This window comes from Pseudacidovorax sp. DMC4 (genome assembly GCF_056314265.1).
The window spans coordinates 70,456-85,718 of sequence record NZ_JBQUYR010000011.1; the positions used below are offsets into that span (position 1 = coordinate 70,456).

General features: G+C 67.6%; 16 protein-coding genes. 9 read left to right on the plus strand and 7 right to left on the minus strand.

All coding sequences use genetic code 11. The features are described 5' to 3' along the window. The 9 genes from ACT54X_RS20110 (at position 1) to ACT54X_RS20150 (ending at position 6,887) form a co-directional block, all read left to right on the plus strand. Entirely contained in the window at positions 1-993 is a 993-nt protein-coding gene (locus tag ACT54X_RS20110) for a tripartite tricarboxylate transporter substrate binding protein (RefSeq protein WP_476348145.1), read from the plus strand. Positions 994-1,018: 25 nt separating this feature from the next. After that, a complete protein-coding gene (locus tag ACT54X_RS20115) occupies positions 1,019-1,954 on the plus strand; it encodes an amidohydrolase family protein (protein WP_294375686.1) in 936 nt (311 codons plus the stop codon). Positions 1,955-1,966: 12 nt separating this feature from the next. Continuing rightward, complete coding sequence (gene ligA, locus ACT54X_RS20120; RefSeq protein ID WP_294375685.1) at positions 1,967-2,410, plus strand: protocatechuate 4,5-dioxygenase subunit alpha; 444 nt, start codon at positions 1,967-1,969, stop codon at positions 2,408-2,410. A 32-nt stretch (positions 2,411-2,442) separates the two neighbouring features. Beyond that, positions 2,443-3,312, plus strand: a complete 870-nt coding sequence (locus ACT54X_RS20125) for a class III extradiol dioxygenase subunit beta (protein ID WP_294375682.1) — start codon at positions 2,443-2,445, stop codon at positions 3,310-3,312. Between the two features lie 29 nt (positions 3,313-3,341). Continuing rightward, positions 3,342-4,304, plus strand: coding sequence for a Gfo/Idh/MocA family oxidoreductase (locus ACT54X_RS20130; protein ID WP_476348148.1), 963 nt, complete (start codon positions 3,342-3,344; stop codon positions 4,302-4,304). 196 nt (positions 4,305-4,500) lie between these two features. Next, positions 4,501-4,881, plus strand: a complete 381-nt coding sequence (locus ACT54X_RS20135; RefSeq protein WP_476348150.1) for a GIY-YIG nuclease family protein — start codon at positions 4,501-4,503, stop codon at positions 4,879-4,881. Continuing rightward, positions 4,878-5,336 carry a MarR family winged helix-turn-helix transcriptional regulator gene (locus tag ACT54X_RS20140; protein ID WP_476348152.1) on the plus strand — a complete coding sequence of 153 codons (459 nt, stop codon included), beginning with the start codon at positions 4,878-4,880 and terminating at the stop codon, positions 5,334-5,336. The genes ACT54X_RS20135 and ACT54X_RS20140 overlap by 4 nt, the downstream gene beginning before the upstream one ends. After that, positions 5,333-5,908 (plus strand): hypothetical protein, encoded by a 576-nt coding sequence (locus tag ACT54X_RS20145; protein ID WP_476348153.1) that lies wholly within the window; start codon positions 5,333-5,335, stop codon positions 5,906-5,908. The genes ACT54X_RS20140 and ACT54X_RS20145 overlap by 4 nt, the downstream gene beginning before the upstream one ends. Further along, complete coding sequence (locus tag ACT54X_RS20150) at positions 5,880-6,887, plus strand: aldo/keto reductase (RefSeq protein WP_476348155.1); 1,008 nt, start codon at positions 5,880-5,882, stop codon at positions 6,885-6,887. Before ACT54X_RS20145 ends, ACT54X_RS20150 begins: the two co-directional genes overlap by 29 nt. Before the next feature lie 9 nt (positions 6,888-6,896). Here the strand turns inward: ACT54X_RS20150 and urtE are convergent, their stop codons facing one another. The 7 genes from urtE to ppk2 form a co-directional block, all read right to left on the minus strand. Continuing rightward, the gene (gene urtE / locus ACT54X_RS20155; protein ID WP_476348157.1) at positions 6,897-7,601 is read right to left on the minus strand and encodes an urea ABC transporter ATP-binding subunit UrtE; all 705 of its coding nucleotides are present in this window, start codon (positions 7,599-7,601) and stop codon (positions 6,897-6,899) included. Between the two features lie 3 nt (positions 7,602-7,604). Then, on the minus strand, positions 7,605-8,480 hold the full coding sequence (gene urtD / locus ACT54X_RS20160; RefSeq protein ID WP_294375664.1) for an urea ABC transporter ATP-binding protein UrtD: 876 nt from the start codon (positions 8,478-8,480) through the stop codon (positions 7,605-7,607). After that, positions 8,477-9,709, minus strand: a complete 1,233-nt coding sequence (gene urtC / locus ACT54X_RS20165; protein ID WP_476348159.1) for an urea ABC transporter permease subunit UrtC — start codon at positions 9,707-9,709, stop codon at positions 8,477-8,479. Before urtC ends, urtD begins: the two co-directional genes overlap by 4 nt. Then, complete coding sequence (gene urtB / locus ACT54X_RS20170; protein ID WP_476348161.1) at positions 9,706-11,274, minus strand: urea ABC transporter permease subunit UrtB; 1,569 nt, start codon at positions 11,272-11,274, stop codon at positions 9,706-9,708. The genes urtC and urtB overlap by 4 nt, the downstream gene beginning before the upstream one ends. Before the next feature lie 292 nt (positions 11,275-11,566). Next, positions 11,567-12,841: an urea ABC transporter substrate-binding protein gene (gene urtA, locus ACT54X_RS20175; protein WP_294375657.1), complete on the minus strand. Its 1,275-nt coding sequence runs from the start codon at positions 12,839-12,841 to the stop codon at positions 11,567-11,569. A gap of 79 nt (positions 12,842-12,920) precedes the next feature. Further along, positions 12,921-13,946 carry an extracellular catalytic domain type 1 short-chain-length polyhydroxyalkanoate depolymerase gene (locus ACT54X_RS20180; RefSeq protein WP_476348164.1) on the minus strand — a complete coding sequence of 342 codons (1,026 nt, stop codon included), beginning with the start codon at positions 13,944-13,946 and terminating at the stop codon, positions 12,921-12,923. A 265-nt stretch (positions 13,947-14,211) separates the two neighbouring features. Then, positions 14,212-15,135 carry a polyphosphate kinase 2 gene (gene ppk2, locus ACT54X_RS20185; protein WP_476348166.1) on the minus strand — a complete coding sequence of 308 codons (924 nt, stop codon included), beginning with the start codon at positions 15,133-15,135 and terminating at the stop codon, positions 14,212-14,214. Between the last annotated feature and the right edge of the window lie 128 nt (positions 15,136-15,263).

Consider the following 15,263-nt stretch of genomic DNA (forward strand, 5'->3'; position numbering starts at 1 on the left):
ATGCAGCAGACCGACGCGCAAGGCCCGTTCGTCTCCCGCCGTGTGGCGCTGGCCGCAGGGGCGGCACTGCTGGCGCCGACGCTGGCGGGTGCGCAGAGCTATCCGGCCAAGCCGGTGCGCGTGCTGGTCGGCTACTCGGCCGGCGGCGCGGTCGATGCCGTGGCGCGCAGCGTGGGCCAGGCCCTCGCGACCAGCCTGGGCCAGCCCTTCGTGATCGACAACCGGCCGGGCGCCGGCACCAACATCGCCGTCAAGGCCACCATCGACGCGCCTGCCGACGGCTACACGCTGATGGTGGCCGCCAACGCGCTGGCGGCCAACATGGCGCTGTACCAGCCCATGCCCTTCGATGCCGAGCGCGACCTCGTGCCGGTGTCGCTGATCGGCCGCGTGCCGGTGGTGATCGCCGCCAATGCCAATGCGCCCTTCGGCACCATCCAGCAGCTGATCGCCGAGGCCAAGGCCAAGCCCGGCAGCCTGTCCTTCGCCTCGCCGGGCAACGGCTCCACGCCGCACATGGCGGTCGAGTTTTTCGAGCGCGCCGCGGGCATCAAGCTGCAGCACGTGCCCTACCGCGGCGGCGCCCAGGCACTGACCGACGTGATCGGCGGCCAGCTGCCGCTGGTGGCCATCAACGCGCTGGAGGCGCAGCCGCATGTGAAGAGCGGCAAGCTCAAGGTGCTCGCGGCCTTGAGCCCCAACCGCAGCGCCGTCTTTCCCGACGTGCCCACCATTGCCGAGTCCGGCTTTCCGGGCTTCGAGGCCTCGGTCTGGTACGGCATCGTGGCGCCCGCGGCCACGCCCAAGTCCATCGTCACCCAGCTGCATGCCGAGGTGCAGAAGGCACTGCAGACACCGGCCGTGCGCGAGCGCATGGCCCAGGTCGGCGGCGAAGTGCTGCCCGGCAGCAGCGAGCAATTTGCCCAGCTCATCCACTCGGAGCGCGTGCGCTACGAGAAGCTGGTGCGTGAAGCCGGCATCAAGCCCGATTGAACCCATTTCCCCAGGAGCAACGCTCATGAGCAAACCCACCACAGGCCCCTTCGAGAAAACTGCCGGCTGGCTGGACTGGTACACCGGCCCCAGCAAGCCCAAGTTCCAGGTGCCGGCCGGCAGCGTCGATGCACACTGCCACGTCTTCGGCCCCGGCGCGGAGTTTCCCTATGCGCCAGAGCGCAAGTACACGCCCTGCGATGCCAGCAAGGCGCAGCTCTTCGCCCTGCGCGACCACCTGGGCTTCGCCCGCAACGTGATCGTGCAGGCCACCTGCCACGGCGCGGACAACCGCGCGCTGGTCGATGCGCTGCAGTCCTCGAACGGCAAGGCCCGCGGCGTGGCCACCGTCAAGCGCAGCGTCAGCGACGAAGAACTGCAGGCCCTGCATGCCGCCGGCGTGCGCGGCGTGCGCTTCAACTTCGTCAAGCGCCTGGTCGACTTCACGCCCAAGGACGAGCTGATGGAGATCGCCGGCCGCATCGCCAAGCTGGGCTGGCATGTGGTCATCTACTTCGAGGCGGTGGACCTGCCTGAGCTGTGGGACTTCTTCACCGCGCTGCCGACCACGGTGGTGGTGGACCACATGGGCCGCCCCGACGTCACCAAGCCGGTCGACGGCCCGGAGTTCGCGCTGTTCGAGAAGTTCATGCGCGAGCACAGCAACGTGTGGAGCAAGGTGAGCTGCCCCGAGCGCCTGTCGGTGGCCGGCCCCAAGGCGCTGGATGGCGAGCGCAGCGCCTACAAGGATGTGGTGCCTTTCGCGCGTCGCATCGTCGAGCAGTTCCCCGATCGTGTGCTGTGGGGCACCGACTGGCCGCACCCCAATCTGAAGGACCACATGCCCGACGATGGGCTGCTGGTGGACTTCATCCCGCACATCGCGACGACACCCGTGCTTCAGCAGAAGCTGCTGGTCGACAACCCGATGCGTTTGTATTGGCCCGAAGAAGCCAAGTAAGGAGACCCTTCCATGGCCCTCGACAAACCCTACCTGGACGTGCCCGGCACGATCATCTTCGACGCCGAGCAGAGCCGCAAAGGCTACTGGCTCAACCAGTTCTGCATGAGCCTGATGAAGGCCGAGAACCGCGAGCGCTTCAAGGCCGACGAGCGGGCCTACCTCGACGAATGGCCGATGACCGAGGAACAGAAGCAGGCCGTGTTGGCGCGCGACCTCAACTGGTGCATGCGCACCGGCGGCAACATCTACTTCCTCGCCAAGATCGGCGCCACCGACGGCAAGAGCTTCCAGCAGATGGCGGGCTCGATGACCGGCATGACCGAAGAGGAATACCGCAACATGATGATCAACGGCGGCCGCCGCGTGGACGGCAACCGCTACGTGGGCGAGGACGGCGACGCCCAGGCGCACCGCCAGCCGCAAGGCGCCCATCACCCCACCAAGGCGGCATGACCATGTGCCCCCGCATCCCTCAGGAGGCTTGAATGGCCCGCATCACCGCATCCGTCTACACCTCGCACGTGCCCGCCATCGGCGCCGCGCTGGACCTGGGCAAGACGAAGGAAGACTACTGGAAGCCGCTGTTCGCCGGCTACGACTTCTCCAAGCAATGGATGAAGGACAACAAGCCCGACGTGGTCATCCTGGTCTTCAATGACCATGCCACGGCCTTCAGCCTGGACATGATCCCCACCTTCGCCATCGGCACGGCCGCCGAATACCAGCCGGCCGACGAGGGCTGGGGCCCGCGCCCGGTGCCCAAGGTGGTGGGCCACCCGGAGCTGGCCAGCCACATCGCGCAGAGCGTGATCCAGCAGGACTTCGACCTCACCATCGTCAACAAGATGGACGTGGACCATGGCCTGACGGTGCCGCTGTCACTGATGTGCGGCGAGCAGGACCCGAAGAACGGCGCCTGGCCCTGCCCGGTGATTCCCTTCGCGGTCAATGTGGTGCAGTACCCAGTGCCGAGCGGCCAGCGCTGCTTCAACCTGGGCCGCGCCATCCGCAAGGCGGTCGAGAGCTTCGACGAGGACCTCAACGTGCACATCTGGGGCACCGGCGGCATGAGCCACCAGCTGCAGGGCGCACGCGCCGGCCTGATCAACTCGGAATGGGACAACAAGTTCCTGGATCGCCTGATCGCCGAACCCGCCGAACTGGCCAAGGTGCCGCACATCGAGTACGTGCGCGAAGCTGGCAGCGAGGGCATCGAGCTGGTGATGTGGCTGATCGCCCGCGGCGCCATGGGCGACGTGGCCGGCGGCCCGGCGCCGAAGCTGGTGCACCGCTTCTTCCACGTGCCGGCGTCCAACACCGCCGTGGGCCACCTCATCCTGGAAGACCAGGCCTGACCAACCATCCACAGAAAGCCAACACCGACATGACCATCAAAGTCGCACTCGCCGGCGCCGGCGCCTTCGGCATCAAGCACCTGGACGGCATCAAGAACATCCCCGACGTCGAGGTGATCTCGCTCATCAGCCGCGATCTGGCCAAGACCCAGGAAGTGGCCGACAAGTACGGAATCAAGCACGTCACCACCGACCTGGCCGACAGCCTGGCCATCCAGGAGCTGGACGCGGTCATCCTGTGCACGCCCACGCAGATGCACGCCGCCCAGACCAAGGCCTGCCTGCAGGCCGGCAAGCATGTGCAGGTGGAGATCCCCCTGTGCGACGTGCTCAAGGAAGGCGAGGAAGTGCTGGCCCTGCAGAAGCAGGTCGGCAAGGTGGCGATGGTGGGCCACACCCGCCGCTTCAACCCCAGCCACCAGTACGTGCACAAGAAGATCCAGGCCGGCGAATTCAACATCCAGCAGATGGATGTGCAGACCTACTTCTTCCGCCGCACCAACATGAATGCGCTGGGCCAGCCGCGCAGCTGGACCGACCACCTGCTGTGGCACCACGCCGCCCACACCGTGGACCTGTTCGCCTACCAGGCCGGCAGCCCGATCGTGAAGGCCAACGCCGTGCAGGGCCCGATCCACAAGGACCTGGGCATCGCCATGGACATGAGCATCCAGCTGCAGGCCGCCAACGGCGCCATCTGCACGCTGTCGCTCTCGTTCAACAACGACGGCCCGCTGGGCACCTTCTTCCGCTACATCGGCGACACCGCCACCTACATCGCGCGCTACGACGACCTGGTGCAGTCGCACAGCAAGGGCGCCGAAGAGCCGGTGGACGTGAGCAAGGTCGACGTGTCGATGAACGGCATCGAGCTGCAGGACCGCGAGTTCTTCGCCGCCATCCGCGAAGGCCGCGAGCCCAACAGCAGCGTGGCGCAGGTGCTGCCCTGCTACCAGGTGCTGCATCAGCTGGAGCAGCAGCTCGCCGGTTGAGGCACGGCCCGGAAACCGGATCGCTTGATCCGGTCAAAACAACCCGGGTAAAATTGTGGGCAGGTGCTGAGGGGCGCCTGCCCGCACAAGAGGCTCTCACCCTCCCGATCCGTTTCTCTTCTTCCGTGGACAGACCGCGGTCTTCGTTCGAGCCCCATGCGGGACCGGCTCGGCGTCGAGGACCTGGAGCACTGCCATGACCCCTTCCCTTTCCCTGCAGGCCCGTCGCGAACTGACGCGCCAGTACAAGCAGGCCTTTCCCGCCATGGGCATCTATGCCCTGCGCTGCGACGCCGCCGGGCTGCTGCGCGTGGGCAGCAGCCGCCATCTGGACGGGATCTTCAACCGCCTGCGCTTCGAACTGATGCGCGGCGTCCACCGCGACCGGGTCCTGCAATCGGCCTGGAACACGCACGGCGCCGAGGCCTTCCGCTTCGAGGTCGTCGACCGGGTGAAGGAACGCGACGATCCCGACTTCGACTACGACGCCGAGCTGGCGACGCTGCTGGCGCTGTGGGAGGCCGAGTTGCTTTCACCCGCGGCCGAGGGCGGCGCACGTCAAGGAGGCAGCGCATGAGCCGGCTGACCGACGCCCAGGCCATGCGTCTCGGCCTTGCGCTGGCCCGGGCCCATGCACGCCAACAGCAGCGCCTGGATGAGCGCCTGGGCATGTGGCATGGCCTCGACGCGTCGGACTTCCTGCTGCTCGGCGCACTGGCACGGGCGTCGCACGGAGGTCTGCCCACGCTGCGGCTCGCGCAGGCCCTGCACCTCGCACCCTCGGCGCTCGTCCGGCAACTGATGCCACTGGAAAAGACCGGCCTCGTGGCACGCGATGCCGGTGCCGTACTGCTGCGGCCCGCCGGCCGGCAACTGCATGCCGAAGCCGCGCAGACCGTGGGAGCGGTGTGCGCCAAAGCGTGGGCCGGCGTCGATCTGGACCTGTGCGGCCCGGACGCTCTGCAGTCGCAGCTCGATGCCGTGGCAAGCGGCGCCGTCATCCCGACACCGTCCGCGGCGCCAGCGCCATGAGCCAGCAGCCCCTCGGGCATAAGCATGCCCCCGACGACGTCTCGAAGGGGAGCGTCAAGGTCCCGGCGGAGGAACTCAAGGTGCGTGCCCGCGTGCGCCTGAATGGGGCGCGCCGCGATGGCCGCAGCGATGACCGCACCCTGGGCGACCATTTGCAGACCGCAGCGCGCGAACTCGGCTTCCTGCACTGGGACCATGCCCGCCGCGTGCTGGGCGGCCTCGCCGCGCCGGGCGATGACATGGGTGACTTCTGGCACGCACCGCGGACGGGCCTGCTGCTGCACCTCTGGTTCGCCCGCCATGACGAGGCAGCGCCGGCACGCGCAACGCAGCCCGGCGGCTTCCTGCTCCCCTACCGCCGCCAGTGCTTCATCGTGCAGGCACCCTTCATCGAAGCCCTGGGCCTCGACGCGACCGACCCCGCCTGGCGGGCCATCGGCCATGATCTGGTGGCAGGCTACGGCACGCCGGCCTGGCAGCACCTGGCCTGGCAAAGAGTCCGCGCGCCCCTTTCAACCTTCCAACCCCGACTAAGCTCTGCCCATGCAAACACGACGTATCGCGAACTTTGAGGTCTCGGCCATCGGCCTGGGCTGCATGAACCTGAGCCACGCCTATGGCGTGCCGCCCTCGCCCGAACAGGGCGAACGGGTGCTGCTGGTCGCGCTGGATGCCGGCGTGACGCTCTTCGACACCGCGGCGCTCTATGGCTTCGGCGCCAACGAGGAACTGGTGGGCCGTGTGCTCAGGAAGCACCGCCAGCAGTTCACGCTGTGCAGCAAGGGCGGCATGGCGGGCGTGAAGGGCGAGGACGGCGTGATGCGCCGCGTGATCGACGGCCGCCCCGCCACGCTGCGCCGCAACTGCGAGGACAGCCTGCGCCGCCTGGGCACCGACGTCATCGACCTCTACTACCTGCACCGCTGGGACAAGAAGGTGCCCATCGAGGACTCGGTGGGCGAGATGTCGCGCCTGGTCGAAGAGGGCAAGGTGCGCGCGCTGGGCCTGTCGGAAGTCTCGGCCGGCACGCTGCGCAAGGCGGCGGCCGTGCACCCCATCGCCGCCGTGCAGACCGAGTATTCGCTGTGGACGCGCAACCCCGAGATCGCCGTGCTGGCCGCCTGCCGCGAGCTGGGCACCGCCTTCGTGGCCTTCAGTCCGCTGGCCCGCGCCTACCTCACCGGCCGCCTGACCGACGTGGCCGCGCTGGACGCCAAGGACATCCGCCGGCCCATGCCGCGCTTCTCGACCGAGCACTACCCGCGCAACCTGTCGCTGCTGCCCGCCTTCGAGGCGCTGGCCAAGGATGCCGGCTGCACGCCCGCCCAACTGGCGCTGGCCTGGCTGCTGGCCCAGGGCGCGGACATCATTCCGATCCCGGGCACCACCAGCGTGGACCATCTGCAGGAGGACCTGGCCGCCGCCGACCTCCAACTGCCGGTCGACGTGATCGCCCGCGCCGGCGATCTCATCAACCAGCGCACCGTGAGCGGTCCGCGCTACCCGGCCCAGGCGACGCAGGAAGTGGATACGGAAGAGTTCGCCGCCTGACCGGCGGCGTCAGATCGCGACCAGCTGGCGCACGCCGTCGATCGCCATGTCCTTGCCCAGGCCGCGCGCAATCACCTCGCCACGCTCCATCACGAGATAGTGGTCGGCCAGTTCCTCGGCAAAGTCGTAGTACTGCTCGCACAGCACGATGGCCATCTTCTGGCCCTTCCAGCCCTCGTCGGCCAGGCGGCGGATGGCGCGGCCGATGTCCTTGATGATGCTGGGCTGGATGCCTTCGGTGGGCTCGTCCAGGATCAGCATCTTGGGGCCGGGCGCCAGCGCCCGTGCGATGGCCAGCTGCTGCTGCTGGCCGCCCGACAGGTCGCCGCCGCGCCGGTGCAGCATCTGCTTGAGCACCGGAAACAGCTCGTAGAGCTCGGGCGCGATGGGCATGGAAGCGCTGCGGTAGGCCAGGCCCATGCGCAGGTTCTCTTCCACCGTCAGCCGCGCGAAGATCTCGCGGCCCTGCGGCACGAAGCCCATGCCGGCGCGGGCGCGCTCGTAGGGCGTCTTCTTGTGCACCGACTGGCCGTCGAATTCGATGCTGCCGCTCTTGATCGGCACCAGGCCCATGAGCGACTTCAGCAGTGTGCTCTTGCCCACGCCGTTGCGGCCCAGCAGCACGGTGACCTGGCCCAGCGGCGCCTCGAAGCTGACGTCGCGCAGGATGTGCGAGCCGCCGTAGTACTGGTGGATGTTCTTGACCTTCAGCATGGTTCAACGTCCCAGGTAGACCTCGATGACGCGCTCGTCGGACTGCACTTCATCGAGCGTGCCCTGCGCCAGCACCGAGCCGTCGCACAGCACGGTGACGATCTCGGAGATGGTGCGGATGAAGCTCATGTCGTGCTCCACCACCATCAGCGAGTGTTTGCCCTTGAGCGTGAGGAAGAGCTCGGCCGTGCGCGCCGTCTCTTCGTCGGTCATGCCGGCCACGGGTTCGTCCAGCAACAGCAGCTTCGGGTCCTGCATGAGCAGCATGCCGATCTCCAGCCACTGCTTCTGGCCATGGCTCAGCGTGCCCGCCATGCGGTTGACGCTGTCGGCCAGGTGGATGGTCTGCAGGATGTCGGCCAGCCGGTCGGCCTGGGCCGAGTCGAGCTTGAAGAACATCGAGGGCTTGACGCGCTTGTCGGTCTTGAGCGCCAGCTCCAGGTTCTCGAACACGGTCAGGTGCTCGAACACCGTGGGCTTCTGGAACTTGCGGCCGATGCCCAGCTGCGCGATCTCGGCCTCGCGGTGGCGCAGCAGGTCGATGGTGCTGCCGAAGTAGACGGTGCCTTCGTCGGGCCGCGTCTTGCCGGTGATGATGTCCATCATCGTGGTCTTGCCCGCACCGTTGGGGCCGATGATGCAGCGCAGCTCGCCGGGGGCGATGTCCAGGCTCAGCTTGTTGATGGCCTTGAAGCCGTCGAAGCTCACGCTCACGTCTTCCAGGTACAGGATGCGGCCGTGGGTCACGTCCACCTCGCCCGCCACGGCGGGCCGGCCGTAGCCGGCGGTGCGGCCACCGGACTCGGTCGAGGCGCCGACGGGCAGGCCCTGGGCGCGGGCGTGGCGCTCGGCGCCGGCTTCCATCAGGTCGGGCGTCATGCCTGGGCTCCCTTGGGTTCGACATGGACGGTGGGCAGGGCGTCGGGCTCGACGCCCTCCTCCCTGGCCTGCGCGCGCTGGGCTTCCTCGCGGCCAGTGGGCGCCACGGGTTCGGCAGCGACCCCGGCCTTGCCGCGGTTCATCAGACGGCGCACCAGGCCGACGATGCCATCGGGCAGGAACAGCGTGACAGCGATGAAGAGCGCGCCCAAGAAGTACAGCCAGTATTCCGGCGCCACCACCGTGAGCCAGCTCTTGGCGCCGTTGACCAGGAAGGCACCCACGATGGGCCCGACCAGCGTGGCCCGGCCACCCACGGCCGTCCAGATGGCGATCTCGATGGAGTTGGCGGCGCTCATCTCGCCCGGATTGATGATGCCCACCTGCGGCACGTACAGCGCGCCGGCCACGCCGCACATCATGGCCGAGATGACCCAGATGCTGAGCTTGTAGGGCAGCGGGTTGTAGCCGCAGAACATGGTGCGCGACTCGGCATCGCGGATGGCCTGCAGCACGCGGCCGTACTTGCTGCCGATGAGCCACTTGGCGAACAGGAAGAAGCCCAGCAGCACCGCGCCGGTCAGGGCGAAGATCGTCATGCGCATCTCCTGCGTCGCGATCGGGATGCCAAGGATGCGCTTGAAGTCGGTGAAGCCGTTGTTGCCGCCGAAGCCCGTCTCGTTGCGGAAGAACAGCAGCATGGCCGCGAAGGTCATGGCCTGCGTGATGATCGAGAAGTACACGCCCTTGATGCGCGAGCGGAAGGCGAAGTAGCCGAAGACCAGCGCCAGCAGGCCCGGCACCACCACCACCATCAGCATCTGGAAGACGAAGCTGTCGCTGAAGGTCCAGTGCCAGGGCAGGGTCTTCCAGTCGAGGAAGACCATGAAGTCCGGCAGGTCGCTGCTGTAGTTGCCGTCGCGGCCGATCTGGCGCATGAGGTACATGCCCATCATGTAGCCGCCCAGCGCGAAGAACAGGCCGTGGCCCAGCGACAGGATGCCGGTATAGCCCCAGATCAGGTCCATGGCCAGTGCGCAGATGGCGTAGCACATGATTTTGCCGAGCAGCGCCACCGCATAGTCGCTGAGGTGGAAGGCGCTGCCTTCGGGCACCCACAGGTTGAGCACCGGCGCCAGGCCGCACACCACGATCAGCGCGATGAAGAAGGCGGTCCAGCCCTTGCCGCTGAGCAGCGGGGCCTTGGAGGGAAGAGTGACTGTCCTCATGCTTCTGCACTCCGGCCCTTGATGGCGAAAATGCCTTGCGGCCGCTTCTGGATGAACACGATGATGAAGACCAGGATGGCGATCTTGGCCAGCACCGCGCCGGCCCAGCCTTCGATGAACTTGTTGAGCACGCCAAGCCCCAGCGCCGCATAGACGGTGCCTGCCAGTTGGCCCACGCCGCCCATCACCACCACCATGAAGCTGTCCACGATGTAGCTCTGGCCCAGGTCGGGGCCCACATTGCCGATCTGGCTGAGCGCGCAGCCGGCCAGGCCCGCAATGCCGGAGCCGAGCGCGAAGGCATAGGTGTCCACCCGCGCGGTGTTCACGCCCATGCAGGAGGCGATGGGCCGGTTCTGTGTCACGCCGCGCACGAAGAGGCCCAGGCGCGTGCGGCTGATAAGCCAGGCCATGGCCGCCAGCACGAGGCCCGCGAAGATGATGATGCCGATGCGGTTCCAGGGCAGCACGAGGTTGGAGAGCACTTCCAGCCCGCCGCTCATCCAGCCGGGGTTCTCCACGCCCACGTTCTGCGCGCCGAAGATCGTGCGCACCAGCTGCTGCAGCATCAGGCTGATGCCCCAGGTGGCCAGCAGCGTCTCCAGCGGCCGGCCGTAAAGGAAGCGGATCACGCCCCGCTCCAGCACCGCGCCCACCAGGGCCGAGGCCATGAAGGACACGGGGATGGCGGCGACCAGGTACCAGCCGAACATCGATTCGGGCAGGAATCGCTGGAACACGCCCTGCATCACGTAGGTGGCATAGGCGCCGATCATCATCAGCTCGCCGTGGGCCATGTTGATCACGCCCATCAGGCCGTAGGTGATGGCCAGGCCCAGCGCCGCCAATAGCAGCACCGAGCCGAGGCTGATGCCGCTGAAGATCACGCCCAGCCGGTCGCCCCACACCAGCGCGCCGTCGATGGTGGCAATGCTGGCCTGGATGGCGCCCTTGACCTGCGGATCGGTCTCGTCGGCGAGGCGCTGGTTGAGCAGCAGCTTGGTGTCCGGGTTCTTGTTGTCGCCCAGGGCCTTGGCGGCGGCCAGGCGCTTGGCGGCGTCGGCGCTGGAGAGCATGGAAGCGTCGCGCACCAGCATCAGCTTGGCCTTGACCTTGGCGCTCTGCTCGGCGGCCAGGGCCTTCTCGATCAGTGGCACGCGCGATTCGTCGGGCTCCTTGAACAGCGCCTCGGCCGCTTCCAGCCGCACGGCCTCGTCGGGGCTGGTGAGCTGGAGCGCCGCCTGCGCGGCATCGAGCGCGCCGCGCATCAGGTTGTTGTTGACGACATCCTCGGCCTCGGCCGGCACCTTCACCTCGGCGCCGGTGACCGGGTCGTAGCCCTTGTCGTCCTTCATGAGGAAGGCCTGCTTGTCGGTGAACTTCACCGCCTCGTCCACCAAGGCCTGCAGGAAGGCCTTGGTCTTCTCGTCGGCCACGGCCACGGCCTTGTTGATGGCCGCGATGCGGCTTTCGGCATCGCCCGAGGCCATGGCCAGAGCCTCGTCGGCCGTCAGCGCCCTGGCCGGCCCGGCCAGCATCAGCAGGGCGAGGAACGCCAGCTGCATGAACAAGCGAAGAGGTGTTTTCACGTCGTCCTCGACATCCAAAGAAAAGGCCCGATCCCGACAAGCAAGATCGAGCCTGTGCGCCCATGAGCTCAGGGCAAGCGAAGCGAAGCCCGTTCGCACGCACCCGCGGAACCGGCTTTGCCGGGCCGCCGGGGTGGTCTTGCAGACCGCGCTGCGCCAGTGGCGCAGCTCTTCGCCAGTCTGGCAAGGTCCACCGGACCTTGCCCGACTGGCTCAGCCCCTTGAGGGGGATTCGGCTACACGAAGTGAGCAAGAAACGGGGTGGTCGTCAAATTTTCGACTTGCCGTCCGGCTCGTCCTTCTTCTTGTCGTTGCCTTCGATGTACGGGCTCCAGGGCTTGGCCTTGACCGGCTCCTTGGTCTTCCACACCACCTTGAACTGGCCGTCGGCCTGGATCTCGCCGATGAACACCGACTTGTGCAGGTGGTGGTTCTTCTCGTCCATCTTGCTGACGATGCCCGAGGGCGCGTTGAAGGTCTGACCGGCCATGGCGGCGATGACCTTGTCGACGTCGGTGGACTTGGCCTTCTCGACGGCCTGCTTCCACATGTTGATGCCGATGTAGGTGGCTTCCATCGGGTCGTTGGTCAGCGGCTTGTCCTTGTGGCCGGGGATGTTCTTGGCCTTGGCGTAGGCGGACCACTTCTTGATGAACTCGGTGTTGGCCGGGCTCTTGATGCTCATGAAGTAGTTCCAGGCAGCCAGGTGGCCCACCAGCGGCTTGGTGTCGACGCCGCGCAGTTCCTCTTCACCCACCGAGAAGGCGACCACCGGCACGTCCTTGGCCTTCAGGCCGGCGTTGCCCAGTTCCTTGTAGAAGGGCACGTTGGAGTCGCCGTTGATGGTGGACACCACGGCCGTCTTGCCGCCCTGGCTGAACTTCTTGATGTCGGCGACGATGGTCTGGTAGTCGCTGTGGCCGAAGGGGGTGTACTTCTCGTCGATGTCCTTGTCGGCCACGCCCTTGCTCTTGAGGTAGGCGCGCAGGATCTTGTTGGTGGTGCGGGGGTACACGTAGTCGGTGCCCAGCAGCACCCAGCGCTTGGCGCCGCCGCCTTCCTTGCTCATCAGGTAGTCGACGGCAGGGATGGCCTGCTGGTTGGGCGCGGCGCCGGTGTAGAACACGTTCTTCGACAGCTCTTCACCCTCGTACTGCACGGGGTAGAACAGCAGGCCGTTCATTTCTTCGACGACCGGCAGCACCGACTTGCGCGACACCGAGGTCCAGCAGCCGAAGATCACGGCGACCTTGTCCTGGCCGAGCAGCTGCTTGGTCTTCTCGGCGAACAGGGGCCAGTTGGAGGCGGGGTCGACCACCACGGGCTCAAGCTTCTTGCCCAGCACGCCGCCCTTGGCGTTGATTTCGTCGATGGCCATCAGCACCGTGTCCTTGAGCACGGTCTCGGAGATGGCCATGGTGCCGGACAGCGAGTGCAGCACGCCGACCTTGATGGTGTCCTGCTGGGCAAAGGCGGGCGCGGCGCCGAGGCTGGCGAGGGCGACGCTGGCGGTCAGCGCCTTGAGGGTGAAGCGACGTTGCATGGCTGCTCTTCTCCTGGGGTTTCGGTTGGCAAGGGATGGAAGGAACGGGTTGGAGTCTCCTTGCCAGGCCCCGGACGGGCTATACGCCGGGTGGCGTACATGCCGCGAAGGCGCGGCGCGCGAAATCCCAGAACAGCCGACCCGCGTCCGGCCCCGCGGGGTCGGTGTAGCTGCCGCGGGTGCTGCCCCCGCTCCAGGCATGGCCCAGCGCCTCGATCTCCACCAGGCGCACCTCCACCACGCGTCCCCGGCGGAAGTCGGTGACCTGCATGGGATGGCGCTTGCCGCGTTGCTGGATTGCCGGCTCGGTGGCCTCGGCGCCGACGGCCCGGGCCCAGACCTCGGCGGCCAGGCGGCCGGCCGCCGGACGCACCACCGTGTCGCGCCCGCCCTGCACCACCAGCAGCGGCGGCAGCATGGCGGCGCCATCGGCCGCCAGTTCCAGCACGGGCGCGCGCCGGCCCGACATGGCCCCCAGCGCCTGGCGCGCCGACGTCGCGGCGCCAGGCGCCACGCCCGAATGCATCATCACCGCCTGCACCCGCTCGGGCGCGCGCATTGCCAGCCGCGCCGCCAGTCCCGCGCCGGCCGACAGTCCCGCGACCGCGATGCGCGAAGCATCGGCGCCGTAGAGCAGACAGGCCTGGTCGATGGCCGCCAGCACCAGACCCACCTCGGCATCGGCGCGCTGTTCAGAGAACCAGTTCCAGCAGCCTTCTGGATTTGCGAGTGCCGACTGCTGCGGATAGAGCACCAGAAAACCCTCGCGCCGCGCCAGCGCGTTCATGCGCGAGCCGATGGCGAAGTCGCGTGCCGTCTGCCGGCAACCGTGCAGCATCACCACCAGTGGCAGCCCACGCGCGGGCCGCCCCGGCGCCGGCGGCGGCACGAAGAGGTGATAGCGGCAGGCCCCGCCCGCCGCGAAGGCCAGCCCCGCGATCCAGTCCCCCGCGCCCGGCGGCGGGCGGCTGCTCTCCGCCGCTGCCTCGCCCACCCGCTTCGCCACCTTCTGCCCCGCACGCGACATGGCGCCCGTCACGACCTTCAGCTGCCGCTGGTAGGCCCGCGCGAATGTGCGGCCGAGAGAAGGGGGACGACGGGGCATGGGCGCTGCCTTGGAAAGAAGCAAAGCGCTCCATGTTTGGGACCGCGCCGCGCGACGTCAAGCAGCCGAAGGCCCAATGCGATGTCGGCTGCGGACATGGCCGGCGCACCGCGGCGTTGCCTACCGCCAGCGCGTTCCGACGAACAAATGCTCGAAAGGCCGCGGAGCAGGCCGAGCGGAGACATCCGCGGAACCGGCTTCGCCGGGCCGCAGGATGTGCCCCCTGCAAGGGGGTGGGCGGAGCGCGAAGCGCGCAGCCTGGGGGTTAGTAGATTTCCGGAACGATCATGCTCTGCGGCACGGGCTGGCGGAAGTAGTCCGGATGCCGCTCCCGGTCCGGCAGCGCGATGGGCGGGTGCTCCACCTCGCGGTAGGGCATCTGGCCCAGCAGGTGCGTGATGCAGTTCAGGCGCGCCTTCTTCTTGTCCACCGCCTGCACCACCCACCACGGCGCCTCGGGAATGTGCGTGCGCTCCAGCATCGCCTCCTTGGCCTTGGTGTAGTCCTCCCAGCGGCGGCGGCTTTCCAGGTCCATGGGGCTGAGCTTCCACTGCTTGAGCGGATCGTGGATGCGGCCGAGGAAGCGCAGATGCTGCTCCTCGTCGGTGATGGAGAACCAGTACTTGATCAGCCGGATGCCCGAGCGCACCAGCATCTTCTCGAACTCCGGGACGGTGCGGAAGAACTCCTCCAGCTCGTCGTCGGTGCAGAAGCCCATCACCTTCTCGACGCCGGCGCGGTTGTACCAGCTGCGGTCGAACAGCACCATCTCGCCGGCCGCCGGCAGGTGCGACACATAGCGCTGGAAGTACCACTGCGTGCGCTCGCGGTCATTGGGCGCCGGCAGGGCCGCCACGCGGGCCACCCGCGGATTCAGGCGCTGGGTGATGCGCTTGATCACGCCCCCCTTGCCCGCCGCGTCGCGGCCCTCGAACAGGATCACGACTTTCTGGCCGGTGTGCTGCACCCAGTCCTGCAGTTTGACCAGCTCGCCCTGCAGGCGGAAGAGCGCCTCGAAGTAGGTGCGGCGCGGCAGGCCGCCTTCCTCGTGCTGCAGCTTGCCGTCGGGGCCGACCACGCGGTCCTCCAGCTCCAGCTCGATCTCCTCGTCGTAGCCGTCGATCAGATCCTCGGCGATGCGGCGCATCAGCAGGTCATGGTCGGTGGGCGTGAAGTCGGAAGTAGGCATGGCGATACACCGGAAAATGGGACACAAGAACGCCGCACATGCTCGTGCGACCCCATGACGCAACCATGACACCCGGGGCCCGCGCCGTCATCGGATTGACATGCCGACGTCACATCATCCCAGACCTA

Coding starts and splice junctions, on each gene's coding strand:
- ACT54X_RS20110 (WP_476348145.1), top strand. CDS start 1: ATGCAGCAGACCGACGCGCAAGGCCCGTTCGTCTCCCGCCGTGTGGCG.
- urtE (WP_476348157.1), bottom strand. CDS start 7,601: ATGCTGAAGGTCAAGAACATCCACCAGTACTACGGCGGCTCGCACATC.
- ligA (WP_294375685.1), top strand. CDS start 1,967: ATGGCCCTCGACAAACCCTACCTGGACGTGCCCGGCACGATCATCTTC.
- ACT54X_RS20135 (WP_476348150.1), top strand. CDS start 4,501: ATGACCCCTTCCCTTTCCCTGCAGGCCCGTCGCGAACTGACGCGCCAG.
- ACT54X_RS20145 (WP_476348153.1), top strand. CDS start 5,333: ATGAGCCAGCAGCCCCTCGGGCATAAGCATGCCCCCGACGACGTCTCG.
- ACT54X_RS20140 (WP_476348152.1), top strand. CDS start 4,878: ATGAGCCGGCTGACCGACGCCCAGGCCATGCGTCTCGGCCTTGCGCTG.
- ACT54X_RS20125 (WP_294375682.1), top strand. CDS start 2,443: ATGGCCCGCATCACCGCATCCGTCTACACCTCGCACGTGCCCGCCATC.
- ACT54X_RS20130 (WP_476348148.1), top strand. CDS start 3,342: ATGACCATCAAAGTCGCACTCGCCGGCGCCGGCGCCTTCGGCATCAAG.
- urtB (WP_476348161.1), bottom strand. CDS start 11,274: ATGCAGCTGGCGTTCCTCGCCCTGCTGATGCTGGCCGGGCCGGCCAGG.
- ACT54X_RS20180 (WP_476348164.1), bottom strand. CDS start 13,946: ATGCCCCGTCGTCCCCCTTCTCTCGGCCGCACATTCGCGCGGGCCTAC.
- ACT54X_RS20150 (WP_476348155.1), top strand. CDS start 5,880: ATGCAAACACGACGTATCGCGAACTTTGAGGTCTCGGCCATCGGCCTG.
- ACT54X_RS20115 (WP_294375686.1), top strand. CDS start 1,019: ATGAGCAAACCCACCACAGGCCCCTTCGAGAAAACTGCCGGCTGGCTG.
- urtD (WP_294375664.1), bottom strand. CDS start 8,480: ATGACGCCCGACCTGATGGAAGCCGGCGCCGAGCGCCACGCCCGCGCC.
- urtA (WP_294375657.1), bottom strand. CDS start 12,841: ATGCAACGTCGCTTCACCCTCAAGGCGCTGACCGCCAGCGTCGCCCTC.
- ppk2 (WP_476348166.1), bottom strand. CDS start 15,135: ATGCCTACTTCCGACTTCACGCCCACCGACCATGACCTGCTGATGCGC.
- urtC (WP_476348159.1), bottom strand. CDS start 9,709: ATGAGGACAGTCACTCTTCCCTCCAAGGCCCCGCTGCTCAGCGGCAAG.